Origin of the sequence: Mycobacterium sp. 2-64, assembly GCF_035918375.1 — a bacterium.
Taxonomy (GTDB): Bacteria; Actinomycetota; Actinomycetes; order Mycobacteriales; family Mycobacteriaceae; genus Mycobacterium; species Mycobacterium intracellulare.
On sequence record NZ_CP142361.1, the window covers coordinates 2,981,356 to 3,006,295 of the forward strand.

Genomic DNA, 24,940 nt, shown 5'->3' on the forward strand with positions numbered 1-24,940 from the left:
TCGCGGTCAACGGGCTCCCGAACTCCGTGACAGCAAACTGGACATGTGTCCAGACTATAGTTCGATCACCTAAGCGAGCGCAACGAGCCCGGAATCCTCCGTCTCGCGCGGAGACGGCCCCCGGGATGTCCGACACGCAAAGATCATGCCACTGGCGGAGGGCCGCCGGCTTTCCGGCCGGGGACCTGCCGGTGCTGACCGGCGAAAATGAGCGGCCCGCGGCCTTTGTTACCATCGCGCGGTGCGGGATTCGGCTGCACCGGCGGGACACGCGCCGCGATCTGTCTCCAGACGCGACGTCCTGAGGTACGCGTTCGCCCCCACCATCCTCGGCCTGGCGGCCGCGATGGCCGAGGGACCGACGGCGGCGGCCGCCGGACTGACGCTGATCGATTTCGCCGAGAAGAGGATCGCGCCGGACGAGATCAAGGCCGCGGGATACGGCGGCGTGGTCAATTACGTGTCGGAGTCGCGGCCTGGCGCGAACTTCGAGGCGAAGCCCATCACCCGCCCGTACGCGGACTCGCTGCGCGCGGCGGGCCTGCAGATCGTCAGCAACTTCCAGTACGGCAAGCCGGGTTGGCCCGACCCGTCGGACTGCACCCGCGGGCACGAGGGGGGCGTCGCCGACGCTCTAGCGGCGATGCGGCTGCACACCGCGGCCGGGGGACCGGACTCGGCGCCGATCTTCTTCAGCATCGACGACGACATCGACGAGAACACCTGGAATGGCGTTGCCGTCGACTGGTTTCGAGGGATCAACTCGGTGCTGGGCGTCGGCCGCACCGGCATCTACGGGCACGCCAGGGCGTGCGGCTGGGCGATCCGCGACGGCGTCATCGGGAACTCCAGCACGCCGGGGCACCGGTGGGCGTGGCAGACGCGGTCGTGGTCGCACGGGGAGCGCGAACCGGCGGCGGTGCTCTACCAGGCCGTCGTCAACAGCCCGTCGAACCCGGGCCCGCTGCTCGGCGGGATCAACGTGGACGTCGACGACGTCCTCGCGCCCGACTACGGACAATGGGATCTGGCGCGCTGATCCGAACGCACGACACCCCGCGAACCGGTGGCCCGCGGGGTGTCGCTCGCTATCCGACTGTTATTTGAGGTCGAACCGGTCGCTGTTCATGACCTTCACCCACGCCGCGACGAAGTCCTCGACGAACTTCCCGTGGGCGTCATCCTGGGCGTAGACCTCGACGAGGCCACGCAGCACCGAGTTGGAGCCGAAGACGAGGTCGTTCGCGGTCGCGGTCCACTTGAGCGCGCCGGAAGCCCGGTCGCGTCCCTCGTAGACGTTCTCCGCGGTCTCCGACGCCTTCCACTCGCTGCCCATGTCGAGCAGGTTGACGAAGAAGTCGTTGGTCAACGCGCCCGGCCTGTCGGTGAAGACCCCGTGCTTGCTGCTGCCGTGGTTGGCACCGAGGGCACGCAGACCGCCGACGAGCACCGTCATCTCCGGACCGGTCACGCCGAGCAGGTACGCACGCTCGATCAGTAGCTGCTCGAGCGGCGCCTTCTCACCCGGCCGGATGTAGTTGCGGAATCCGTCGGCCCGCGGTTCGAGCACCGCGAACGACTCCACGTCGGTGCTCTCCTGCGAGGCGTCGGTGCGGCCCGGCGCGAAGTGCACCGAGATCTCGTAGCCGGCGTCCTTGGCCGCCTTCTCGACGGCCGCCGAGCCCGCCAGCACGATCAGGTCGGCCAGCGAGATCTTCTTGCCACCGGATGCCAAGGCGTTGAACTCCTGCTGGATCTTTTCCAGCACCGGCAGCACCTTGTCGAGCTCGGAGGGCTCGTTGACCTCCCAGCTGCGCTGCGGCTGCAGGCGCAGCCGGCCACCGTTCGCTCCGCCGCGCTTGTCGGTGTTGCGATAGCTCGCCGCCGCCGACCAGGCCGTCTTGACCAACTGCGGGATGGACAACCCGGAGTCGAGCACCTTCTTCTTCAGCGCCGCGACGTCGTTGTCGTCGACCAGCTCGTGGTCGACGGCGGGGACGGGGTCCTGCCACAGCTGCGGCTCGGCGACCCACGGGCCCAGGTAGCGGCTGATCGGGCCCATGTCGCGGTGCAACAGCTTGTACCACGCCTTGGCGAACGCGTCGGCCAGCTCCTCGGGGTGGTCCAACCAGCGCCGCGTGATGTCGGCGTAGATCGGGGACTCCCGCAACGAGATGTCGGTCACCAGCATCGTCGGGGCCCGCCCGGCACCGCCGAACGGGTCGGGGATCGTGCCCGCACCCGCGCCGTCCTTGGCGGTGAACTGCCACGCCCCGGCGGGGCTCTTGGTCAGCTCCCATTCGTAGCCGTACAGCGTCTCCAGGAAGCTGTTGTCCCACTTCGTCGGGGTGGGCGTCCAGACCACCTCGAGGCCGCTGGTGATCGCATCCTTGCCCGAACCGGTGCCGTACGAGCTCTTCCAGCCCAGCCCCTGCTGTTCGATCGGGGCGGCCTCCGGCTCGGGGCCCACCAGGTCGGCGTCACCGGCGCCGTGGGTCTTGCCGAAGCTGTGCCCGCCGACGATCAGCGCGGCGGTCTCCTCGTCGTTCATCGCCATCCGGCCGAACGTCTCGCGGATGTCGATCGCCGCGGCGATCGGGTCGGGCTTGCCCTCCGGGCCTTCGGGGTTGACGTAGATCAGGCCCATGGTCGTCGCGCCGTAGGGCTGCGCGAGCTCGCGCTCACCCGAGTAGCGCTTGTCGGTGCCCAGCCATTCCTCCTCTTCTCCCCAGAGGATCTCTTCGGGCTCCCAGACGTCCTCGCGGCCGAAGCCGAAGCCAAAGGTCTTGAAGCCCATCGACTCCAGGGCCACGTTGCCCGCGTAGGTGATCAGGTCGGCCCAGGAGATCTTGTTGCCGTACTTCTTCTTGATCGGCCACAGCAGCCGCCGGGCCTTGTCCAGGCTCGCGTTGTCCGGCCAGCTGTTCAGCGGGGCGAAGCGCTGCATGCCCTGGCCGGCGCCGCCGCGGCCGTCGTGGATGCGGTAGGTGCCCGCGGCGTGCCAGCTCATCCGGATGAACAGGCCGCCGTAGTGGCCGTAGTCGGCCGGCCACCAGTCCTGCGACGTGGTCATCAGCGAGATCATGTCGGCCTTGAGCGCCTCGACGTCGAGCTTGGCGAACTCCGCGGCGTAATCGAAGTCGTCGCCGAGCGGGTTGGACAGCGGCGAGTGCGGGTGCAGCGACGAGACGTCGACCTGGTCGGGCCACCAGTCCCGGTTGGTCAGCGGGGCATGTGCCTTCGGCTTGGGTGAAGGGATTGCTGGGTTTTCGCTTTCGCTCTTGCTAGCCGTCCCGCTGTCTGGTTGGGGTGGGCGGCTACTGGATGTATCAGATGACACAGCATTCCTTTCGAGGGTGGGTGAATCGGGCTGCGATCACGGGCTGTGATCTAGGAGCCTGCAGTCGAGCAATCGGCGCACAGGCCCCAGTAGATGACTTCGGCCTCGTCGAGAACGAAGCCATCAAGCACGTTGTCGTCGTCCGACGGTGTCAGGCACGGTGCCTCGCCGACGGCGCAGTCGACGTCGCCGATGGTCCCGCAGGACCGGCAGACGACGTGGTGGTGGTTGTCGCCGACCCGCGACTCGTAGCGCGCGACCATGCCCAACGGCTGGATGCGCCGGACCAGGCCGACCGCGGTCAGCGCGTTGAGGACGTCGTACACCGCCTGTCGGGACACATCCGGCAGGCCCACCCGGACCGCCGAGAAGATCGTCTCGGTGTCGGCGTGCGGATTCGCGTCTACGACCTCCAGCACGGCAACCCTGGGGCGGGTGACCCGCAGATCGGCCATCCGCAACCTGTCCGCGTAATCGGCCGTCGATGACACCGCACCAATATGACGCACTTATCTGGAACGAGTCAAGAGTTTCCTGTGAAGTGGGGCACAATTCCGGGTAACGAATGGGCTGCGTCACGTCTGAATCACGTCGCGCGAATATCAGGTGGGCTTGAGCGCGCTGCCCTCGCGCCACTGATCCCAGCTCAGCGTCCAGTCGCCGTTCTGCTCCAGCGCCAGCGGCGGCCCGCCACTGTTGCGGACCTCGACCACGTCGCCGGGCACCGAAAAGTCGTAAAACCATTTCGCGTTGTCGGCGTTGAGGTTCAAGCACCCGTGCGAGGTGTCGCGGTGCCCCTGAGCCCACACCGTCGCTTCGAGCTCGTGCAGGTAGATGCCGTCCGTGCTGATCTTGGTGGCGTAGTTGATGGTTTCGCGATACCCGAGCCGGGAGTTCTTGGGCAACCCGAAGGTCGAGGAGTCCATGACGACCGGATTGCCCTTGTCGAGCACGGTGTACACGCCCGGCGGGGTCCACAGCGAGATCTTGCGGCCGCCGACATCTTCGGTGCCGCCCATTCCCATGCTGGTGGGCATCGTGCGCACGAGCGCTCCGTTGTTGAAGACGCTGATCTGTTTGGTGGCGTCGTCGGCGATGGAGACGTGCGCATCCCCGATCCGGAACGAGACCCGACTGTCGTCTTGCCCGAATAGCCCGTCGCCCAAAGCGATTCCGTAGATTTGCGCCTCGGCCGTGATCTGCGTGCCCGGGGCGTAGTAGTGCTCCGGGCGCCAGTGCGCGTTCTGGCCGTCGACCCAGAACCATGAGCCCTCGACCTTCGGGGTGGTGGTCACGGCCAGGTGTCGCTCGGCGGCCGCCCGGTCGGCGATCTGCTCGTCGAAGTGCGCGACGATGACCGTTCCGACGCCGTAGGTGCCGCCGTCGCGCAGCGGCGCCTCCGCGGTGGTGGTGAACGACACCTTGGTCTGGTTGGACGGTCGCAACGTCGTGAACGTCGAGACTTGTTTGGCCGCAACACCGTTGGTGCCGCGACTGGTGACCGTCAGTGTGTAGGTGCGCCCGTAGCCCAACGGGACGGTGGGCTTCCACACCAGGTTGTCCGGGGTCATGACGCCCTGGACCGACGTACCGGCCTCGTTGACCATGTCGACCCCGGCCAGGGTGCCCACCTCGGCCTTGACCATCACGGGAGCGACGGGGTCGACGTCGTGTGCGTCGGGGGCGGGGGTGAACGTCACGTGCGCGGGCCCGGGCGTCGTCGCCGCGGTTTCGGAGTGATGATCCCGCGATGCGATCTGGATCGCGCCGACCACGCCGACAACGACGAACACGACCAGCAGGAGCCGGCGGGGCCAAGGGAATGTCATGGTGTGCACCTGATAACCCGCGACGCCCTGCCCGTAAACGTGCAGGTGTCCTGGGCCGAACGCGCATTGCGGGCGAGAAGATCGCCGGACCTCGCCGTGGGTACACGCCCGGCGCAAAGAATCATGCCGACGCCCGGCCCGCGAGAGATCATGGCTTCATGGCCGACGAGGAACTCGACGATCTTTATGGCGTGCCGCCGAAGGAGTTCACCGCCGAACGCGCCCGGCTGACGGCCGCGGCCAGGAAGCGCGGTGACGACGCCGCCGCCGAACGCATTTCGGCGGCCACCAAGCCGACGACGGCGGCGTGGATCGTCAACCGGCTGGCCCTGCGGCGCAAGGACACCCGCGAGCGCCTGGCCGACCTCGGTGAGCGGTTGCGGGCGGCGCACGCCGCGATGGACGGCGCGCGCATCCGCGACCTGTCGGTCGAGCAACACAAGCTCATCGACGAACTCACGCGCGACGCGCTGCGGGCCGCCGAGGTGAAGCAGCCGTCGGCGTCCGTGCGCGAGGATCTGACCAGTACCCTGCAAGCCGCCGTCGCCGACCCGCAGGTGAGGGCGCGGCTGGGCCGACTGACGCGGCCCGAACAGTGGTCGGGTTTCGGCGCCCTCGGGCAGGCGGCGCCGGAATCGGCGCCCGAGAAACCCCATCGCGGGCGCGTCGAGAAGCTCCGCGCGGCGGTCGCCGAAGCCGAGCGGGCCAAAGCCGAAGCCGACGACAGGTTGTCCGAGCGGGAAGCCCAGCGCGACGAGGCCCGGCGCCGCCGTGACGAGGCGGCGCGGGCGCTGCGGGCGGCCGAGCGCGAACTCGGTAGCGCCGAACACAATTACGAGCGGGCCGAGGAAGCCAGCCGAACCGCCGCCGACTCGCTTGCGGAGGCGAAAGCCCGGCTGAAGCGGGGGTGAACGCGCGCGGCGTTTCTTCGTGCCGGGTTGGGGTATCAGCACAGCCGTGACTTCTTTGTGGATGACCGACCGAACCGAACGCCCGTGGGCGGCAAGCCCGCTTGACCGGGGCCCCGCATCCGCCGATGTCATCGTCGTGGGCGCCGGTATCACCGGGCTGATGACGGCGGTTCTGCTGGCCCGCGCGGGCAAGGACGTGCTGGTGCTGGAGGCGCGCACGGTGGGTGCCTGCGCGACCGGGAACACGACCGCCAAAATCAGCCTGCTGCAAGGCAGTCAGCTCTCGAAGGTGCTGCCGCGGCACGGCAGGGAAGTGGCCCGGGCCTACGTCGACGGCAATCGCGAGGGACAGGAATGGGTGCTGGGCCACTGCGAGGCGCACGGGGTGGCGGTGCAGCGCGAGGACGCCTACACCTACGCCCAGTCGGCCCGCGGCGTGCCGTCGGCGCGCGCCGAACTCAAGGCGTGTCAGGCGGCCGGCCTGCCGGCGGTGTGGGAAGACGATGCCGACGTGCCGTTCGACTACCACGGCGGCGTGCGGCTGCCCGACCAGGCCCAGTTCGATCCGATGCCCTTCCTCGACTCGTTGGCCGTCGAGTTGCTCAACCGGGGTGGGCGGCTGGTCGAGGGCACCCGGGTGCGACGAGTCTCCACGCGCGGCAAGGGCGTGCGCGTGCACGTCAACGACGCCGCCCAGCAGGACGTCGAACTTCAGGCCGGCCAGCTGGTGCTCGCCACCGGGATCCCGATCCTGGATCGCGGCGGCTACTTCGCGCGGGTCAAGCCCAGCCGGTCGTACTGCCTGGCCTTCAAGGTTCCCGGCAACATCACCCGGCCGATGATGATCACCACCGATTCGCCGACACGTTCGGTGCGCTACGCGCCCGTCGCGGATGGGGAAAGGCTGATCGTCGGTGGGGCGGGCCACACCGTCGGCCGCGAGAAGAGCCCGTCCGAAGCGCTCGATGAGCTGGCGACGTGGACGCGCAAGCACTTTCCGGGGGCCGTGCAGACCCATTTCTGGTCCGCGCAGGACTACACGCCGATCGACCACCTGCCGTATGTGGGCCCCATCCTGCCGAACAATGAAAACATCTTTGTTGCAACGGGTTTCAACAAGTGGGGCATGACCAATGGCGCCGCGGCGGCCTTGGCGCTGTCGAGCCGGATGCTGGGTGGGCGGATGGATTGGGCGCGCGCGTTCGCCAGCTGGAGTCCGCACGAGCTGACCGGCCTGGCGACGGCGCTGCAGGCCAACCTCGAGGTCGGCTTCAATTTGACCAAGGGCTGGATCACCCCGGCGGCACGCATCGGCCGCCGCAGCCCCGACGGGGAGGGCGGCGTGGTGAGCGGCCCGCCGTGGCAGCTCGAGGCCCGCTGCCGCGTCGACGGCACCGAGCACCGCGTCTCACCGGTGTGCCCGCACCTCGGCGGGATCGTGAATTGGAACGACGCCGACAAGGCGTGGGAATGCCCGCTGCACGGGTCGCGCTTCGCGCCCGACGGCACCTTGTTGGAGGGGCCGGCGACGCGCGATCTGACCGCGTAGACCGCCTGAGCTCAGCCCGCCTTCTCAAAGACGAGCCAGCGCAGCTCGATCGGGCAGTCGTCTCGCTCGACGTCGAACACGTCGATGCCGGTGGCCCACCCCTCGAACCACGCCGTGGGCGGCCACGCCTCGGCGGGCAACCGCGCCTTCTCGTACTCGTAGGCGGAGTCGTCGGCGACGGGCTCGAGCGGCAGGCCCACCGCCGCGCCCTTCACCTCTTCCCGGGTGAAGATCATGCTGTTGCACTGTTGGCCGAGTTGCACCGCGGCGTCGTCGGGCACGTAGCCGTCGCGGGCCAGGAAGGTGTTGAAGACCAGGCGCCCGCCGGGGGCCAGACATTCGGCGGCGAGTTCGAACATCCCGCGCAACTCGTGCGGAGTCCGGAAATCGGGCACCACCTCCGAGAGCACCATCAGGTGGTACCGGGCGTGCGCACCCTCCATGGCGGTGAACACGTCGCTTTGGATGACGTTCACGCGCAGCGCTTCGCGGCCGGCTTCCGCGCGGATGACGTCGGCGAACTTCGCCGTCATCTCCACCGCATCGACCTGGTGGCCGCGGCGGGCCAGGGCCAGGGCGTTGCGTCCGGTTCCCGCGCCGACGTCGAGCACCCGAAAGGCGGCGGGATCGGCCGCCTGCGCGGCGAGGTCCAGCACGCGCGCGTCCGGTTCGGTGCCGAATAGCGGCGGCGGGCGCACGGCGACCCACTGCTCGTAGTCGGCCTCGATCGTCCGCGCGTCGGCCTGGACGCGGAAGTCCACACCGGCCGACCCGAACGGGGAGTGGTACGAGATGACCACGTCGGACCGCGGGGATGCCTTGAACGCCTTCGCCAACTCGGTTTCCAGCGCGGCCCGCAGCTGCGCGGACTGTTCGGGGGTGTACCAGACACCCAGCGTGGCGCACACGTTGGCGCACAATTGCACGTACTCGTCGATCAGGCCCGGCACCGCCGGCACCCGGAGCTGGCCCTCGGCCGACGATCGCCGATACATCCGCCGGATGAGCGCCTCGCGCAGCATCGACGGGTCGAATGATCCCTCCGGCGGTTCGTGCACCAGAACCTTCTACACGACCGATCGGCTTTGCACCACCGCCAAGCCGGTGCGCCTATCAGTCCCGCCGCGCCGTGCGGGCAGCGTCTTCGAGGAGATCGGCGGCGCGGGCGACGCTCTGGGCGGGCTCGGTCACTTGGGTGGCGACCTCGCGCGCCCGTTTGAGGTAGCGGGCATCCAGGACCGAGCGCAGGTCCGCGACCAGTGAGTCCAACGTGGACGCCGAGAACGCCCGCGCCACGCCGACTTCCAACGCGCCGACGGCCTCGGCCCACATCGGCTGATCGAGCCAGAGCCACAGAATCAGCATGGGCACTCCGGCCCGCAGGCCCGCGGCGGTGGTGCCGGCCCCGCCGTGGTGCGCGATCGCGCGGCAGGCCGGAAACACGGCGGCGTGATTCACCTCCGTCACGATCTTGACGTGATCTTCCGGCGGGAGGCCGGTGAAATCGTTTGGGCCGCTACAGATCAACGCCCGCTCGCCCAACCGGGCGCAGGCCGCGCTGATGACGGCGACCGTCTCGGCGGGAAAGGTGACGGGGGTGCTGCCGAACCCGAAGTAGATGGGCGGCGTCCCCGTGGCGATCCAGGACAACACTTCGTCGTCGGCCTCGCCCGGCATGCCCAGCGTCAGCGAACCGACGAAGGGCCGTCGGTACTGCGGGGTTGCCCATTGCTTTGCCAGCTCGGGCACGCACAACGCGTCATAGGCCTGAATCTCCAGCGTCGGCCCCGTGGACGCCACGGCCTGCGCGGGCAAACCGAGCGCTTGGCGTTGCGCGTTCTCGGCCGCGCTGGTGACCTGGGACTGCAACCAGCCGAGTTCCAGGGCGGCCGCCGGGAAGAAGTGCAGCGCGGCCAGCGGAATGCCGAAGCGCTCGGCGACGTTGGCGGCGAGCCTTTGCTCGTTCATCCCGGCCACCAGCAGGCCGGCATCGGTCGCCAGGCGGGCCAGCGTCTCGCTCTTTGCGGCCCAGATGTTGGTGACGCGCTCCATGAGGTGCGGCAAAGCGCTGATCGGATCCTGCACGTTGCGGATGAAGTCGGTGGCGGTGTCGAGCTGCTCGCGGCTGTCGGGCCCGTAGGCGACCGCGGCAAGCCCGGCCGATTCGGCCAAGGCGAGCTTGTCGGGCGGCACCGCGATCACGACGTCGTGGCCCCGGCGTTGCAGCTCCCGCGCGACGGCGGCACAGGGTTCGACGTCGCCGCGGCTGCCGTAGGCGGCCAGCACACATTTCATTAACGGACCTCACTCGCGGTGGTGCCACAAATCCAAGCAGAGCCGGCGGCGCCCAACCTTCTGGGCGCGAGAAGCCCAACCTGACCACGCCTTTTGTCGGTGCCCGGCGGACGCCCCCGTGCCCGAATCGATGCGGCGACGCCCTTGCGGCCCCACCGACCACGCGCCGAAACGATTTGCGCGGCGCGCGCCAAACCCTTGTGAGTTTCCTGTGTCATGTGCCGGTAACCTATCGTTAACCCATCGCAACAATTTCGCTGTATTCGTTAACGTTGGGCCACACTTGCGAAGGTGTGAGACCGATCCCTCAGCAGTCGGGACGGTCTCGTTAGGTCGCCTTCCTTCGCGGTACCGGCGCTGCCCGAAGGAATGCGATTTGTTTGCTGTTCGGCTGGCTACCCCCATACGACGCGCACCGGAGCCGTCGGCGCCCTCGCGGCCATGAAAGCGATCGGAGGAGAACGTGGACTTCGCAGTACTACCGCCGGAGGTCAACTCCGCGCGGATGTACGCCGGTCCGGGGTCGGGACCCATGCTGGCCGCCGCCATGGCCTGGGACGAATTGGCCGCCGCGCTGCAGTCGACGGCGGACTCGTACCAGGCGGAGATCACCGCCCTCACCTCCGGCCCGTGGGTCGGCCCGTCGGCTGCCGCCATGACCGCGGCGATCACCCCTTATCTCGAGTGGATGCGGACCACCGGCGCCCAGGCCGAAGAAGCCGCCACCCAGGCCCGGGCCGCGGCCTTCGCCTACGAGACGGCCTTCGCCGAGACGGTGCCGCCCCCGGTGATCACTGCGAACCGCACCCTGCTGGCGTCCCTCGTCGCGACGAACTTCCTCGGCCAGAACACGCCGGCGATCGCCACGACCGAGACCGAGTATGCGGAGATGTGGGCGCGCGATACCGCGGCGATGTTCGGCTACGCGGGTTCCACGGCGTCGGCGACCAGGCTGACACCGTTTGCCGAGCCCGATCAGACCACCAACTCCGGCGCCGACCAATCCGGAGCCGTGGCCCAGGCCACCGGCACGGCCGCCGGGAGCACACGCAATGCCGTTACGCAGCAATCACTCTCGGCGGTGCCCAACATGCTGAGCCGAGCGTCCCTGGCACCGAACGCCTTGGCCGCCGACCCGTCGCCGGTGGAAGCCCTGGACGTGGGTGCCGATCTCATCACGTATTTTCTGGACGCACCGGGCAGCTTGGTCACGTTTTTCGTCGACGCACCCGCGGCTACGATTGCCCTTCCCTACGACATCGCCGGTGCCCTGACCGGTTTCCACACCGATGACATCGTCAGCGGCTGGGCCGGGGTGCAGTCGTTCCCGGGGACGGGCGCGGTGCCGCCATCGCCATTCCCCGTCATCACTAACCCGGCCGGTGGATTCGGAACTCTCGCGTCAGCGGGGCTGGGGGAGGCCAACACCGTCGGCGGCCTATCGGTACCGCCCGGGTGGACAGCCGCCGCCCCGGCGATCAGACCGGCCGCGCTGGCGCTGCCGGCGACCAGCGTCGGCGCCGCCGCGGAAGCCGCGGCCGCAGCCGCCCCCAGCGGCACCGGGAGCCTGTTCGGCGAGATGGCGGTGGCGAGCATGGCCGGGCGCGCGATGGCCGGCACGAGCGCGTTGGGTCGCGAGCGAAGCCGGGCCGAGACGGCGAGATCCCCGCGCGACCCGAACAAGCGCGACCCGAACAAGAAGGACAAGGCGGACGAGTCCGCAACGACCCCGCAGGTGTCGGCGGGGGGACCGATCACGAGCATCGCCGCCGAGCTGCGCGAGCTGGCATCGCTGCGCGACGCCGGAATCCTCACGCAGCAGGAATTCGAGGAGCAGAAGAAGCGGCTGCTCCCCGGCTGACCCAGCGGTTCCGTTGCCGCCGTTGTGAGAAGTGGTGACGCCCTGCGATTTGGGGCACAGTGGGCAGTGACGCTCGAGTGAAGGTGCCTATGGACACGTCGTCGACCGGCAACGGCCCCGGTGCCGTGCAGATGCGCGTGGAGGCGCTGCTTCGCTACCCGGTGAAGTCGATGCTCGGCGAAACGGTGGATGCCCTGGCGGTCGACGAGCGCGGCGCCGAAGGCGACCGGCGGCTCGCGCTCGTGGACGGCGAGACCGGCCATGTGGCCAGCGCCAAGAATCCGCGGCTCTGGCGGGACCTCTTGACGTGCACCGCCCGCGCGGGCGCCGACGGCGTGAGCATCAGGCTGCCCGACGGGACGGACGTGGCCTTCGACGACCCCGTTGTCGACGAGCTGATCTCCCGATTGACCGGACGACGGGTCCAACTCGTGGCCCAGCGGCCCGAGGGGGCCACGCTGGTTCGCCCCGATCCGGAGCAACTGCTCGAACTCGGTCTCGACGCCGAGGTCGACGGCCGTATTCTGCGGATCGCCCAGGCCACCCCGGGGGACTCGTTCACCGACGAAGCCCCGCTGCACGCGATCACCACGGCGACCCTCGAGCACATCGGGGTGGAGGCGCTGCGGTACCGGCCGAATCTGGTGATCGCGACACCACCGGACTATCCCCCGTACGCCGAAAACGATTGGGTCGGAAGCGATATCACCGTCGGTGAGGCGCGGCTGCGGGTGCTGACCGCCACGTCACGGTGCGTGGTTCCCACGCTCGAACACGGCCCCCTGCCGCGTGCCCCGCAAGCGCTTCGCATCCCCGCGAAGGAAAACCGGTTGAACACGGGCGGTCACGGGGCGCAGGCCTGCGCGGGGGCCTACCTCTCCGTGGTGACCAAAGGCGTTATCCGCGTGGGTGATCCGGTCGGCATCCGGCCGTAGCCGTGGCATCAGCCGCCCAGATTGCGCACCGCCGTGTCGAGGTCTTCGCCCTGCTCGGCCAGCTCACGGTCGGATAGCTCCGCGCGCCCGATGCGCTGCACCAATTCCTGGCGGGTGGCGACCTGCAGGGCGCCTCGATATTCGGCAGAGTTCAGGTCCTCTGGCGTGACGACCGCGGCGCGCCCCTCGACCACCACGAGTGTGGCGTCCTGCTCTTGGCTGGCGAGTAGCCGACGAACGTCGTCGGCCCCGATGGTCATGAGCCGTCCAGCTGTGACAAACCGTCGATCATGCATGTGGCTATGCCCACTCCGGGGCCGAGGTAATCAGAAAATGTCGTCATCGTTTCCGACCCGCTAGCCTGTCGCCCCAACCATTTTCATCACCAGCAGCACCGCTACCGCGATGAACGCCACGACGAAGATGCCGACGGCGATCACTGTGAGCACCGAGCTGGGCGTGAATCGCCGGGTGTTCGGCGGTTGCGGCTCGGACACACCGGATGTTTGGGGCGCGGCCGGGGGAGTAGCGCCCGGTGCGGTTCCTCCTCCCGGCTCGAGTCCGGGGGTTCGTGCGGGGTCAGGATCGGGAGGTTGCGCGGTCATGGCGGACAGCGCTCCTTTCGCCGCCGGTGACGGTCGATACGCCCGGCCGCATCGCGACGCGGATGCACTTGTCTTTCTTGTTCTTGAACAAGTCGTAGGCCCGCACGCCCTCCTCGAGCGGCACGTCGTGGGTGATCAGTTTGGCCGGGTCGAGGTCGCCCTGCTCGACGTAATCGAAAAGCCGGGTTATGTAGCGTTGTCCGTGTTGCTGCGCCGTCTTCAGCGTCAGGCCTTTGTTGGTCAGGACACCCGTCGGGAATTTGTCGGTCAGCCCGTACACCCCGAGCACCGACACGACTCCGCCCTTGCGGCAGGCCAGGATCGCCTGGCGCAGCGCGGTGGCGCGGTCGGTCTCCATGCGCAGCAGTTGCTTGGCCCGGTCGTAGAGTTGCTGCACGCCGGTGCCGTGACCTTCCATGCCGACGGCGTCGATGCACGCATCGGGGCCGCGGCCGCCGGTCATCTCCCGAAGCGTCTCGTGCACGCTGTCGACCGCGGTATAGTCGATGGTTTCCAAGCCAAAGGCGTTGCGCGCCAGGGCCAGCCGCTCCGGTATGCGGTCGACGACGATGGCCCGCTCGGCGCCCAACAGCAGCGCGCTCCGGGCCGCCATCAAGCCCACCCCGCCGGCTCCCCAGACCGCGACCGTGTCGCCACCGGCGATGTCACAGAAATCGGCGCCCATGAAACCCGTCGGCACCGCGTCGGACAAGAACAGCGCCTGCTCGTCGGCGATGTCACCGGGAATCACGAAGCAATTCGCGTCGGCGAACGGTACCCGGACGTATTGGGCGTGGGATCCGGCGTAGCCCCCGAACGGATGGGTGTATCCGTAGATGCCGCCGGAGGGATAGCCCAGCAACGGCTGCTGCAGCTCGGCGTTGGGATTGGTGGTGTCGCAACACGAATACAACTCGTGATCGCAATACCAGCAGCGGTTGCAGGCGATGAACGACGGGACCACCACACGGTCGCCCACCTTGGTGTCGCGCACCTCGCGGCCCGTTTCCGCCACCACGCCCATGAATTCGTGGCCGAAGATGTCGCCGGCCCGCATGCCCGGCAGGTAGCCGTCGATGAAGTGCAGATCCGATCCGCAGGTCGTGGTGAGGCGGACTTCGACGATCGCGTCGTGCGGATTCAGGATCTTCGGGTCATCGACCGTCTCCACCGAGAGATCGTTGACCCCGTTCCAGCACAGTGCTCGCATGTTGGGCCTTTCGCTTAGCGCGCGGACTCGCGTGCGCTGGGGTTGGACTGGATGGTCGGCACCTCGCCGGTCTGCATCAAGGCGCGCAGCCGGTAGAGGACCTTGAAGGCCGCCGCGCCGGACAGCAACGCGGGCGCGGGCGCCTGGACGCACAGCGTGACCTCGGTGCCCAGCTCGCGCGGGGCGGGCCGGTAGTTGACGACGATCTGGTTCCCGTTGCCGACGAAGCGGATTCCGCCGGATTCCTCGACCAGCGTGGAATCCCAGGCCACGTCAGGCGCCGCGGATGACCGCCAGCGATAGCGATTCCGTCCGTCGGATTCGACGTCGGCGATGTCGCCGAGCACCACCGACAACTGGTCGGGGTCGTGCCAAAAACGCTCGATCCGCTCGACGGGGCACGCGATCGTGACCGTTTGCGCCTTGGCGCGTCGCGGCACCTTGTCGATCACCCTGTTCACCGCGCCCAACACTTGGTTTTTCGCGAAGCCGAGATAACTCACCGCGCGCTCCCTCCGTCGGGGCATTGCGGTACCCGCCCACGGGCCGCCCAAACCGACCGCGGGCGCGGGGCCGGTGACGCGAAGGGGTCCCTACAGCGGATCGCCGTCCGGCGATGCCGTCTGCAAGGTGCGGCCGACCGGCGGGTCGGTCACCGAATAGGCTGCGGGCCAAGGCTTTTCGTGCGGTCCGCCGCGTTCATGGAGCCGGAATCGCCGGCGTCGTCAGTTTTCGGAGTTCGGTGTGGGACTTTGCGCGGATTCCCACTTCGCCTCGAGGGACCTCTCCACCGTGGTGCCGGCGGCCAGGTCGAGCTGAAAGGTCTCCCCGCGGTCGCTTTCCAGCGTGACGAGATATCCCGCATCGGTGGGGTCCTTGAACACGACCTTGTAGGGCTGTGCGCCGGAGCCGCGGTCAACGGCGATGATGTCGCCAGGGGTGACGTCGTCGATGCGGTCGTTACCGGAGGCTTTGGACATACCGCCGACCGTAGCCGATGTCCGCCCGCCGCGGCCGGGGCCCGGTCAGGGCTGCAGGAAGGCCTTGATGGCGCGCCGCTCATCCATGGCCCGGTAGGCCTCGGCGACTTGTTCAAGCGGCAGGTGTAGGTCGAAGACCTTGCCGGGATTGATTCGCCCGTCGAGCACCGACTCGATCAGGTCGGGCAGGAAGTGCCGGACCGGGGCGGGGCCGCCGCGGAGCCCGACCTGACTCCTGAAGAGTTGCTCGCCGGTGATGCTGACGTCGTGGGGGACTCCCACGAACCCGACGAAGGCGCCTGGGCGGGCGGATTGGATGGCTTGCTGCATGGATTGGCCGGTACCCACGCATTCGAGCACGGCGTCGGTGCCGACGCCTTCGGTCATGTCCTTGATGACGGCGACACCGTCGTCGCCGCGCTCGGTGACGATGTCGGTGGCGCCGAACTCGCGCGCCAGCTTCTGCCGGGGCTCGTGGCGGCTCATCGCGATGATCCGCTCGGCGCCCTTTTCGCGGGCGGCGAGCACCGCGCACAAGCCGACCGCGCCGTCCCCCACGACGGCCACCGTCATGCCGGGAGCGACGTTGGCCGCTTCGGCGGCAAACCATCCGGTCCCCATCACGTCCGACAGGGTCAGCAGGTCCGGAATCGATTCGTGGTCGGGTTGGTCGGGGAGGGCGACCAGGCTGCCGTCCGCCCACGGGATGCGGATCACCTCCGCCTGGCAACCGCTCATCAGTACCCCCTGCACACACGATGTTTGAACTCCGTTGCGGCAGTTCGGGCAGGTGCCGTCGGAAGCGAAGAAGGATCCGATGACGAACTGGCCGGGCTTGACCGAGGTGACCTCGCTGCCAACGGCTTCGACGACGCCGCAGTATTCGTGACCGAACGGCTTGGGCTCGGGAACGGGGTTGATGCCGCGGTAATCCCAAAGATCCGAGCCGCACACGCACGTGGCGGTGGTGCGGACGATGGCGTCGGTGGGGGCGACGATCTCGGGGTCCGCGATGTCCTCGAAACGGACGTCGCCGGCGCCGTAAATGACGGCTCCTCGCATGATGCCTTCCCTCCCGCGCCAGCCGGCCCTACCCAAATCGATGGGTTTCAACCGCGCCTCGACGCCATTTGACGTGCCCATCCGTCGAGTCGGACGCGACGGCCCTGCCGGCAAGAGTATCGCCCTGCCGCTCTTTCGCGCATGGCAAGGCGCCTCCGTCACGAACGATGTTGCGGCAGTTGTTAATTCACGCCCGCCGACCGCGGCGATGACGTCCTGGCGATCAGTGACGCGGTTCACGTCGTGTTTGAGCCACCGAGTCCGTGGAATCCCCCTGCGTGAACGAACGTTCTTGGCCAACGCCGCAAGGAGAAATTTCGATGAGTAAGCACGACAAGGCAGACGAGGCGCGTAGGGGCCTGATCGATTCGGTCAAGGGCAAAGCCAAAGAGGTCGTCGGCGCCGTGACGGGCAATGATTCGCTGACCGCCGAAGGACAGCTCGAGCAAACCCAGGCGCACGAACGCAAAGAAGCGAACGCAACCGAGGCCGTCGCCGAGGCCCAGGCCAAGCAAGCGCGGGATGACGCGGCCGAAGCCAAGGCGGATGGCGCCCGACAGCGCCTGGCGGCGAACGCCAGCGCGGTGGTTACGGAGGATTCGATCGAAGCCCGACAAGCCGCGCAGAAGCGCGCGGCCGAGCGCGCGGCGCAGCAGACCGCCGCAACGGAACAAACGCGGGCTGAGCTCGACGCACAACAGCAGATCCAACGGGCCAAGGCCGACGAACGCGAGGAAATCGGTGACGCGACGGAGGACGTCGTCGATGCCGCCGCGCAGCATCAAACCTCGGTGCAGGTGGCCGCGAACGAAAAGGCGGAGGCCGATCGCCTTCGCCACCATGCCCAGAACGTGTCCGACGAAGCCGACCTGCCCTGAGGGCGGGCCACGTACAGGAGAAAACGATGAAAATATCCGACGCCCCGTTGGCGGTTCTGCGGTTTCACTACCAACTCGCCCGGTTCCCGCTGCAGTTGATCGAAGATCGGGTCGTTACCCGAATCCCAGCGGAAGCGCGTGCGCGGCTGCTCTATGAGCGCTCGCTCGGGATGCTTGACAGCACTGTCGGGAATGCGCTCGGCGATCCCCGGCTGGTCGAGCGGGGGACGGCGCTCGTGGAACGCAGCGACGCGCTCGGACGTGCCGCACAGCTGGATGCGACGGCGGCGACCAGGAAAAAGCAGGCCGACGCGGAGTTGGCGGGTGCTCGTGACGAGGCGATCGAGGAACGCCAGCAAGCGCAGGCGGCAACAGCTCAGGAGATCGCGGAGGCCCGCAACGCCGCCGGGGACCGCAAGCGGCAGGCGGCAGATTCGGCGCAGAAGGCGAGCGCCTCGGCAAAGCAGCGCGTCGACGAGGCGGCCGCCAAGCAGAAGGACGCCGTCGAATCGGCAAAACGCCAGGTGGAGAACAGGACTCAGGCCGCCGAGCGGGCCGCGTCCAAGGCTTCCGCCGCCAAACTCGATGAGGCCGAGGACAAGCTAGGCGAGGCCGCCGACAAGCGCGCCGAAGCGGATCGCGTCGCGGATTTGGCGGCCGCCGAAAAGCAAGAACGCCAAGAGCGGCGCGCGAACGACTAGAACCTGCCTCAGACGCGCGGCGCGGCTTGGTTGACCTTGTCGGCCGCGAACGTCGCGGCCTGGGCCGTCATCCCGGCGTCGATGTAGGAGACGTGCGCGATGATGTTGCCGCCACCCGAGCAGATCGGGTCGTCGGGGGCGCACAGGCTGATGGTCTTGGCGCCGTACGCCGGGTTGATCGTGGGGAGCGGCTGGCCGCCCCACAACATGGTGGAGAAGCCGCTGGACGGCTCGCCGAAGAGGGCGACGGCGGCGACGTGGTCGGCCGCCGAGGCGGGCAGCGCGTTGGTGGCGAGGTCGATCACCGTCGAGCCCTGCGAGTACCCGCCGAGCACGATCCGCGAGTTCGGGCAGCTGGCCACGGTGTCCTGGATGTGGGTGGCCGCGTCGTCCGCGCCGGCGTTCGCGCTGTTGTGGTAGTCGTCGTTGGCCGGGTAGTTGACGGCGTAGACGTCGACGGATCGCCCGCCGAGCTGCGACGTGAGCGAGTCGACGAACGCCTGGCCGATGTTGCCGAGGCCGGGCTCCTGGTGGGTGCCGCGGGCGAAGACCACCGAGACGTCCGAGCATGGATCGGCGGCGGCGGTCGGAGCGCCGATGGGTGCATTCAGCAGCGCCCACGCCGTCACAGTCGAGATACCAACGAAGCGAGCAAGTCTGCGTGCATTCATCCCCGAATCCTGACACATGCGCCACGACGACGGTGGCGGTGGCCGGTTCGGCGCCATCCGCGGCACGTCAACGGCCACGCCACTGCGGCTTGCGCTTCTCGCTCCAGGCCCGGATACCCTCGGCCACGTCTTCGGTCGCGCCGGCCACCTTGCGCATCGTCTCGCCGAAGCGCACCGACTCGATCCAGCCCATGTCCGCGGTCCGCCAGGCCACCTCCTTGGTCGCCCGCTGGGCCAACGGTGCGGCCTCGGTGAGGGTGCGGGCCCAGGCCTGCGCCTCGGCCTGCAGTCGGTCGGGCTCGACGAGCCTCCAGACCAGGCCGACCTCTTTGGCGCGCTCGGCGCTCATCGGCTTGCCGGTCAACAGCAGTTCCATGGCGTTGGCCCAGCCCACCCGCTGCGGCAGCCGGATCGCCCCGACGATGGTGGGCACCCCGATCGAGACCTCGGGGAAACAGAACGTGGCCTCGGTACTGGCGATGACGAAGTCACAGAACAACACCCCGGTCACCCCGTAGCCGATGCAGGGACCGTGCACGGCGGCGATCGTCGGCTTGAACAGTTCCATCCCGGATTCGAACGAGTTGATCGTCGGTTTCTCCCAGAAGGTGCCGCCGAACGTGCCGACGGAGCCTTCGCCGTCCTTGAGGTCGCCGCCCGCGCAGAACACGCTGCCGTTGGCGGTCAGGATCCCGACCCAGGCGTCCAGGTCGTCGCGGAAACGATCCCATGCGGCGTTGAGGTCCTGGCGCAGCGCGCCGTTGATGGCATTGCGCGCCTCGGGGCGATTCAGCGTGATGGTGGCGACGTGATCTTGCAGCTCATAGGTGACCAGACTCATGCCTGCAGAGTATTGCGCCGGGCGTGACGACCCACCGATACGCCGGGCGCGAACCTACCTCACGGCGTGCGGGAGCGGCGAGAGTCGTCGGAAACCCCGGGGCGCCCAACGGCTTTCGCGGAGAGACGCCTGACGTCATCGAACCGCACGCTGACACGCTCGAAGGCCTTGACGCGTTCGGCTTTGACTTTCTTGGTGTAGGTCCTGCGGTCGGCCGGCGTGAGGTCCGCGTCGTCGCTGAACGCGCTGAGCAGGGCGCGCGGGTACAGCTTTTCCCCCAAGACGACGTTGACCTCGGCGCACAACACCAGCGCCACCGAGGCGAGGAACAGAAAGGCCAACGCCCCCAACACCAGTGCGAACACACTGTTGGTGGCGCTGGCCCGTTTCACGGTGTGCGCGACATAGCCCGCCCCGAACCACTGCAGCATCTGCCAGATGAAGGCCGCGGCGACCGCCCCGGGCAACACCTGCCGGTACGTCAGTGCCCGCGCGGTTGTCACGCGAAAAGCCACCAGGCAGATCAACGCGTTGATCACGACGGCGGCGAGCGCGAGGCCGGCGGTTTCGAGAATGCCGACGGCGCCGGCGGCGTGACCGACCGCGGCCAACACGGTGGCCGCGATGGCCGCCGAGCCGAGCACCAACAGCAACAGCAAGCTGCGCAGGCGTGACCGAATGGGGTTGGGCCGCTTGTGTTTCGGCACCGCCCAGACGGAATCCATCGCGTTCTGCAGCGCCTGTCCCACACCCAGACCGCCGTATAGCGCTCCGAGCAGGCCCACGATCACGCCGACGGCGCCTCCGCTGAGCCCCTCGGGGTGATGCAATTGGTTGCCCAGGACCGGGAACTGGCTCAGCGTGCTGTGCAGCACCTGTGCCTGCAGATCGGGCCGGCCGGCCAGCACGACCCCCAGCGCGGTGGTCAACAGCAGCAGCAGCGGAAACAGGGACACCAGCGCGTAGTAGGTGATCAGCGCGGCGAGGTAGCCGCCCTGATCGTCGTTGTATTTGTAGATGACGGCGACGATCACGCCCACGGTTCGATTCCGTCGCTGCAGCTCGTCTAACCAACCGACCATCGCCGATCACGTCCCCCGCACAAGCCCGCATCCCGTTCGATGCGCTCGCCAGGTCATACCCGAATTGGGCCGCCGTCAACCGCGGTGGGCGCCCCGGGGCTTGGGACGCCACCGGCGGCGGGTGCCTATTCTGTGCGGGGTGGCCGGACCGTCTGCAGCGCAGTTGCGCAACCAACTCGACGGCCTGACGTTGCGCGACGCCGCCCGCATCGGCAGGCGCCTGAAGAACCTCCGCGCCGCCACGCCCGAGAAGCTGCGGCGGCTCGCCGACGAGATCGCGGCGGCGCGGCCGCTCGTCGCGGCCCGCCAGGCCGCCGTTCCGACGATCACCTACCCCGACCTGCCGGTCAGCGCACGGCGGCAGGAAATCGCCGACGCAATCCGCGGGAATCAGGTGGTGGTGATCGCCGGGGAGACCGGGTCGGGCAAAACCACGCAGCTGCCCAAGATCTGCCTGGAGGCGGGTCGCGGCATCCGCGGAACCATCGGGCATACCCAGCCCCGCCGGCTGGCCGCGCGCACCGTCGCCCAGCGCATCGCCGACGAGCTGGCAAGCCCGCTGGGCGAGACCGTCGGCTACAGCGTGCGGTTCACCGACCGGGTCGGCGACCGCACCCTGATCAAGCTGATGACCGACGGAATCCTGCTCGCCGAGATCCAGCGCGACCGCCGCCTGCTGCGCTACGACACCCTGATCCTCGACGAGGCACACGAGCGCAGCCTCAACATCGATTTTCTGCTCGGCTATCTGCGCGAGTTGTTGCCGCGCCGGCCCGATTTGAGGGTGATCGTCACCTCGGCGACCATCGAGCCGCAGCGCTTCGCCGCGCATTTCGAGAATGCGCCGATCATCGAGGTGTCCGGGCGGACCTATCCGGTCGAGGTGCGTTACCGGCCGCTGGAGGTCGCCGTGCCTTCCGCATCGACGGACGATCCCGACGATCCGGACCACGAGATCGTCCGCACCGAGACCCGCGACGAGATCGAGGCGATCGTCGACGCCATCCGTGAACTCGAAGCCGAGCCGCCCGGCGACGTCCTCGTCTTTCTCTCGGGTGAGCGCGAGATCCGTGACACCGCAGATGCTTTGACGTTTTTGACGAACGGCCCGGGCCACACCGAAGTGCTTCCGCTGTATGCCCGGCTGCCCACCGCCGAGCAACAAAAGGTGTTCGCGCCGCATACCGGGCGTCGCGTCGTGCTGGCGACCAACGTCGCCGAGACGTCGTTGACCGTGCCGGGAATCCGCTACGTCATCGACCCTGGCAACGCCCGGATTTCGCGCTACAGTCGCCGCCTGAAGGTGCAGCGGCTGCCGATCGAGCCCATCTCGCAGGCCTCCGCCGCCCAACGGGCCGGCCGGTGCGGCCGGGTCGCGCCCGGCGTGTGCATCCGGTTGTACTCCGAGCAGGACTTCGCGGCCCGGCCGCGCTACACCGAGCCCGAGATCCTGCGGACGAACCTCGCCGCCGTGCTGCTGCAGATGGCGGCGCTGCAAATCGGCGATATCGAAAAGTTCCCGTTCCTCGATCCGCCGGACCGGCGCAGCGTCCGCGACGGCGTCCAGCTGCTGGTCGAGCTCGGCGCGTTCGACGGCCGGGGCGCGATCACCGAGCTCGGCCGCCGCCTTGCCCGGCTGCCGGTCGACCCACGGCTGGGCCGGATGATCCTGCAGGCCGAGACCGAAGGATGCGTGCGGGAGATGCTGGTTTTGGCCGCGGCGCTGAGCATCCCGGACCCGCGGGAACGGCCGAGCGATCGCGAGGAAGCCGCCCGCGAAAAGCACGCCCGCTTCGCCGACGAACACTCCGACTTCATGTCGTACCTCAACCTGTGGCACTATCTCCGCGGACAACGGAAGTCGTTATCCGGCAGCGCGTTTCGACGGATGTGCCGATCCGAATTCCTGCACTACCTGCGCATCCGCGAGTGGCAGGACCTGGTCGGCCAGCTACGCAGCATCGCCGGCGACCTGGGCATCGTCGAAGACACCGCCGGCGAGCCCGCCGATCCGGCCCGCGTGCACGCGGCGCTGGTCGCCGGGTTGCTGTCGCATGTGGGCATGCGCCGCGAGGACACGCGCGAGTACCTGGGAGCGCGTAACGCGAACTTCGTGCTGGCGCCCGGCTCGGTGCTCACCAAACGGCCGCCGCGCTGGGTCGTCGTGGCGGAGTTGGTCGAGACCAGCCGGCTGTATGGGCGCACGGCCGCGCGCATCCAGCCGGAGGTGGTCGAGCGGGTGGCCGGCGACCTGGTGCAGCGCACCTACAGCGAGCCGCATTGGGACGCCAAGCGCGGCGAGGTGATGGCCTACGAGCGGGTGACGCTGTATGGCCTGCCGCTGGTGGCGCGCCGCCGCGTCGGATACGCCCTCATCGAGCCGGTGGTGGCGCGCGAGCTGTTCATCCGGCACGCCCTGGTCGAAGGGGAGTGGCAGACCCGGCATCACTTCTTTCGCGACAACGCCCGGCTGCGCGCCGAGCTCGAGGAGCTCGAGGAGCGTGCCCGCCGCCGCGACCTGCTGGTCGGCGACGACGACGTCTACGCGCTCTACGACGCCCGCGTTCCCACCGAGGTGGTCTCGGCGCGGCATTTCGACGCGTGGTGGAAACGCCAGCGGCACAAGACACCCGACCTGCTGACGTTCACCCGCGCCGACCTGCTGCGCACCGACGACAACGCCGGCACCGATCGGCCCACCACGTGGCGGACGGGCGACGCCGCGCTGCCGCTGACCTACCGGTTCGAGCCGGGGGCCGCCGACGACGGGGTCACGGTGCATGTCCCGATCGACGTGCTGGCGCGCCTGGGGGGTGACGAGTTCGCCTGGCAGGTACCCGCGCTGCGCGAGGAACTGGTCACCGCGCTCATCCGCTCACTGCCGAAAGACCTGCGCCGCAACTTCGTTCCCGCCCCCGACACGGCACGCGCGGTGCTGGCCGCAATCGAGCCGGCCGCCGAGCCGCTGCTGTCGGCGTTGCAGCGCGAATTGCGCCGTCGCACCGGTGTTTTGGTGCCCGTCGAGGCGTTCGACCTGGACAAGCTGCCGCCGCACCTGCGGGTGACGTTCGCGGTGGAGTCCCCTGACGGCGCCGAGGTCGCCCGCGGCAAGGATCTGCAGGAGCTGCAGGAACGACTCACGACGCCGGCCCGCCGCGCGGTGGCGCACGCGGTCGCGGGCGAGCTCGAGCGCACCGGGTTGCGCGACTGGCCCGACGATCTCGACGAACTGCCGCGCGTCATCGAACGCGCCGTGCAGGGGCGCACCGTGCGAGGCTTTCCGGCGTTCGTCGACACCGGCGGCGCCGTCGACCTACGCGTGTTGGCGACGCCGGACGAACAGCACCGGGCGATCGGTCCCGGCCTTCGGCGATTGGTCCGGCTCAGCGTTGCGTCCCCGGTGAAAGCCATTGCGCGACAACTTGACCCGCGCACCCGTCTGACGCTCGGCACCAACCCCGACGGCGACCTGTCCGCGCTGCTGGAGGACTGTGCCGACGCCGCGGCCGACACCCTCATGCCGACGCCGGTGTGGACGCGGGGGGAGTTCGTCGCGTTGCAAGAACGCCTGGGAAAGACCTTGGCGCCCACGGCCGCCGAGATTGCGCGCGCGGTCGAGCGGGTACTCGCCGCCGCCCACGACGTGCGACTCCTGCTGCCCACCAACCCGCCGCCCGCGCACTCCGAGGCGATCGCGGACGTGCGCGCCCAGCTCGACCGGCTCTTGCCGCCGGGCTTCGTCACCGCGACCGGCCGGGCGCACCTCGCCGATCTCACCCGCTATCTGCTCGCGATCCGTCGCCGGCTCGACGGGCTGGCGCGCGGCGCCCAGGCCGACCGGGAGCGGATGGACCGGGTGCACGCCGTGCAGGACGCCTACGACGAACTGCTGCGTGAGCTGCCACGAACGGCGAGGACGGACCCCGGCGTCCTCGATATCGCCCGCCAGATCGAGGAACTCAGGGTGAGCCTGTGGGCCCAGCAGCTCGGCACGCCGCGCCCGGTCAGCGAGCAGCGGATCTACCGCGCCATGGACGCTGTGCGCGATCGTCGCTGAATGTTTTTCCCCGCCACTTTCAACCTATAGCGCACCCCGGGGCTTGCCGCAAGACCCAGGTGATGTCGCAAAATCGCTGTCCGAAACCAAAATTCGGGAGAGCGCGGGGGTATCGACGTGGTTGTTTCGCGGA

General features: G+C 68.8%; 22 protein-coding genes. 8 read left to right on the plus strand and 14 right to left on the minus strand.

What is annotated here, in order from left to right; all coding sequences use genetic code 11:
- Positions 1-241 precede the first annotated feature (241 nt).
- On the plus strand, positions 242-1,039 hold the full coding sequence (locus QGN31_RS14080) for a DUF1906 domain-containing protein (RefSeq protein ID WP_201407210.1): 798 nt from the start codon (positions 242-244) through the stop codon (positions 1,037-1,039).
- A 60-nt stretch (positions 1,040-1,099) separates the two neighbouring features.
- On the opposite strand, the gene katG is transcribed toward QGN31_RS14080, so the two are convergent.
- The 3 genes from katG to QGN31_RS14095 all read right to left on the minus strand — a co-directional run bounded on the left by katG (position 1,100) and on the right by QGN31_RS14095 (position 5,169).
- Positions 1,100-3,340, minus strand: a complete 2,241-nt coding sequence (gene katG / locus QGN31_RS14085) for a catalase/peroxidase HPI (protein ID WP_201409405.1) — start codon at positions 3,338-3,340, stop codon at positions 1,100-1,102.
- 50 nt (positions 3,341-3,390) lie between these two features.
- Positions 3,391-3,831: a Fur family transcriptional regulator gene (locus QGN31_RS14090; protein WP_008256681.1), complete on the minus strand. Its 441-nt coding sequence runs from the start codon at positions 3,829-3,831 to the stop codon at positions 3,391-3,393.
- 111 nt (positions 3,832-3,942) lie between these two features.
- Positions 3,943-5,169: a L,D-transpeptidase gene (locus QGN31_RS14095; RefSeq protein WP_008256680.1), complete on the minus strand. Its 1,227-nt coding sequence runs from the start codon at positions 5,167-5,169 to the stop codon at positions 3,943-3,945.
- Positions 5,170-5,327: 158 nt separating this feature from the next.
- On the opposite strand from QGN31_RS14095, the gene QGN31_RS14100 reads away from it, so the two are divergent.
- Positions 5,328-6,080, plus strand: coding sequence for a hypothetical protein (locus tag QGN31_RS14100; protein WP_008256679.1), 753 nt, complete (start codon positions 5,328-5,330; stop codon positions 6,078-6,080).
- A 61-nt stretch (positions 6,081-6,141) separates the two neighbouring features.
- Positions 6,142-7,629 carry an FAD-dependent oxidoreductase gene (locus QGN31_RS14105; RefSeq protein WP_008256678.1) on the plus strand — a complete coding sequence of 496 codons (1,488 nt, stop codon included), beginning with the start codon at positions 6,142-6,144 and terminating at the stop codon, positions 7,627-7,629.
- An 11-nt stretch (positions 7,630-7,640) separates the two neighbouring features.
- Here the strand turns inward: QGN31_RS14105 and QGN31_RS14110 are convergent, their stop codons facing one another.
- Positions 7,641-8,651: a class I SAM-dependent methyltransferase gene (locus QGN31_RS14110; RefSeq protein WP_263651982.1), complete on the minus strand. Its 1,011-nt coding sequence runs from the start codon at positions 8,649-8,651 to the stop codon at positions 7,641-7,643.
- A 91-nt stretch (positions 8,652-8,742) separates the two neighbouring features.
- Positions 8,743-9,924 (minus strand): glycosyltransferase, encoded by a 1,182-nt coding sequence (locus tag QGN31_RS14115; RefSeq protein ID WP_036428872.1) that lies wholly within the window; start codon positions 9,922-9,924, stop codon positions 8,743-8,745.
- Positions 9,925-10,387: 463 nt separating this feature from the next.
- Here QGN31_RS14115 and QGN31_RS14120 point away from each other — a divergent pair, with 463 nt between their 5' ends.
- Positions 10,388-11,785 (plus strand): PPE family protein, SVP subgroup, encoded by a 1,398-nt coding sequence (locus tag QGN31_RS14120; protein ID WP_014382550.1) that lies wholly within the window; start codon positions 10,388-10,390, stop codon positions 11,783-11,785.
- Between the two features lie 89 nt (positions 11,786-11,874).
- Positions 11,875-12,720 carry an MOSC domain-containing protein gene (locus tag QGN31_RS14125; protein WP_089151747.1) on the plus strand — a complete coding sequence of 282 codons (846 nt, stop codon included), beginning with the start codon at positions 11,875-11,877 and terminating at the stop codon, positions 12,718-12,720.
- An 8-nt stretch (positions 12,721-12,728) separates the two neighbouring features.
- On the opposite strand, the gene QGN31_RS14130 is transcribed toward QGN31_RS14125, so the two are convergent.
- The 6 genes from QGN31_RS14130 to QGN31_RS14155 form a co-directional block, all read right to left on the minus strand.
- Positions 12,729-12,980 carry a hypothetical protein gene (locus tag QGN31_RS14130; protein ID WP_038536277.1) on the minus strand — a complete coding sequence of 84 codons (252 nt, stop codon included), beginning with the start codon at positions 12,978-12,980 and terminating at the stop codon, positions 12,729-12,731.
- Positions 12,981-13,076: 96 nt separating this feature from the next.
- Positions 13,077-13,325 (minus strand): DUF6480 family protein, encoded by a 249-nt coding sequence (locus QGN31_RS14135; RefSeq protein WP_134770564.1) that lies wholly within the window; start codon positions 13,323-13,325, stop codon positions 13,077-13,079.
- Positions 13,300-14,535 carry a zinc-dependent alcohol dehydrogenase gene (locus QGN31_RS14140; protein WP_029385454.1) on the minus strand — a complete coding sequence of 412 codons (1,236 nt, stop codon included), beginning with the start codon at positions 14,533-14,535 and terminating at the stop codon, positions 13,300-13,302. Before QGN31_RS14140 ends, QGN31_RS14135 begins: the two co-directional genes overlap by 26 nt.
- A 14-nt stretch (positions 14,536-14,549) precedes the next feature.
- Complete coding sequence (locus tag QGN31_RS14145; RefSeq protein WP_014384690.1) at positions 14,550-15,038, minus strand: hypothetical protein; 489 nt, start codon at positions 15,036-15,038, stop codon at positions 14,550-14,552.
- Between the two features lie 222 nt (positions 15,039-15,260).
- Complete coding sequence (locus tag QGN31_RS14150) at positions 15,261-15,515, minus strand: hypothetical protein (protein ID WP_009957172.1); 255 nt, start codon at positions 15,513-15,515, stop codon at positions 15,261-15,263.
- 45 nt (positions 15,516-15,560) lie between these two features.
- The gene (locus QGN31_RS14155; RefSeq protein ID WP_014384689.1) at positions 15,561-16,577 is read right to left on the minus strand and encodes a zinc-dependent alcohol dehydrogenase family protein; all 1,017 of its coding nucleotides are present in this window, start codon (positions 16,575-16,577) and stop codon (positions 15,561-15,563) included.
- 320 nt (positions 16,578-16,897) lie between these two features.
- On the opposite strand from QGN31_RS14155, the gene QGN31_RS14160 reads away from it, so the two are divergent.
- Entirely contained in the window at positions 16,898-17,455 is a 558-nt protein-coding gene (locus QGN31_RS14160) for a general stress protein CsbD (protein ID WP_009957170.1), read from the plus strand.
- Positions 17,456-17,481: 26 nt separating this feature from the next.
- A complete protein-coding gene (locus QGN31_RS14165) occupies positions 17,482-18,156 on the plus strand; it encodes a hypothetical protein (protein WP_014382546.1) in 675 nt (224 codons plus the stop codon).
- An 8-nt stretch (positions 18,157-18,164) separates the two neighbouring features.
- Here QGN31_RS14165 and QGN31_RS14170 read toward each other — a convergent pair whose 3' ends face one another.
- The 3 genes from QGN31_RS14170 to QGN31_RS14180 all read right to left on the minus strand — a co-directional run bounded on the left by QGN31_RS14170 (position 18,165) and on the right by QGN31_RS14180 (position 20,750).
- Entirely contained in the window at positions 18,165-18,827 is a 663-nt protein-coding gene (locus QGN31_RS14170; protein WP_026071609.1) for a cutinase family protein, read from the minus strand.
- A gap of 67 nt (positions 18,828-18,894) precedes the next feature.
- Entirely contained in the window at positions 18,895-19,668 is a 774-nt protein-coding gene (locus QGN31_RS14175) for an enoyl-CoA hydratase/isomerase family protein (RefSeq protein ID WP_014382545.1), read from the minus strand.
- 59 nt (positions 19,669-19,727) lie between these two features.
- A complete protein-coding gene (locus tag QGN31_RS14180) occupies positions 19,728-20,750 on the minus strand; it encodes a YhjD/YihY/BrkB family envelope integrity protein (RefSeq protein WP_201407214.1) in 1,023 nt (340 codons plus the stop codon).
- Between the two features lie 139 nt (positions 20,751-20,889).
- On the opposite strand from QGN31_RS14180, the gene hrpA reads away from it, so the two are divergent.
- Positions 20,890-24,807 (plus strand): ATP-dependent RNA helicase HrpA, encoded by a 3,918-nt coding sequence (hrpA, locus tag QGN31_RS14185; RefSeq protein WP_201407215.1) that lies wholly within the window; start codon positions 20,890-20,892, stop codon positions 24,805-24,807.
- Positions 24,808-24,940 lie beyond the last annotated feature (133 nt).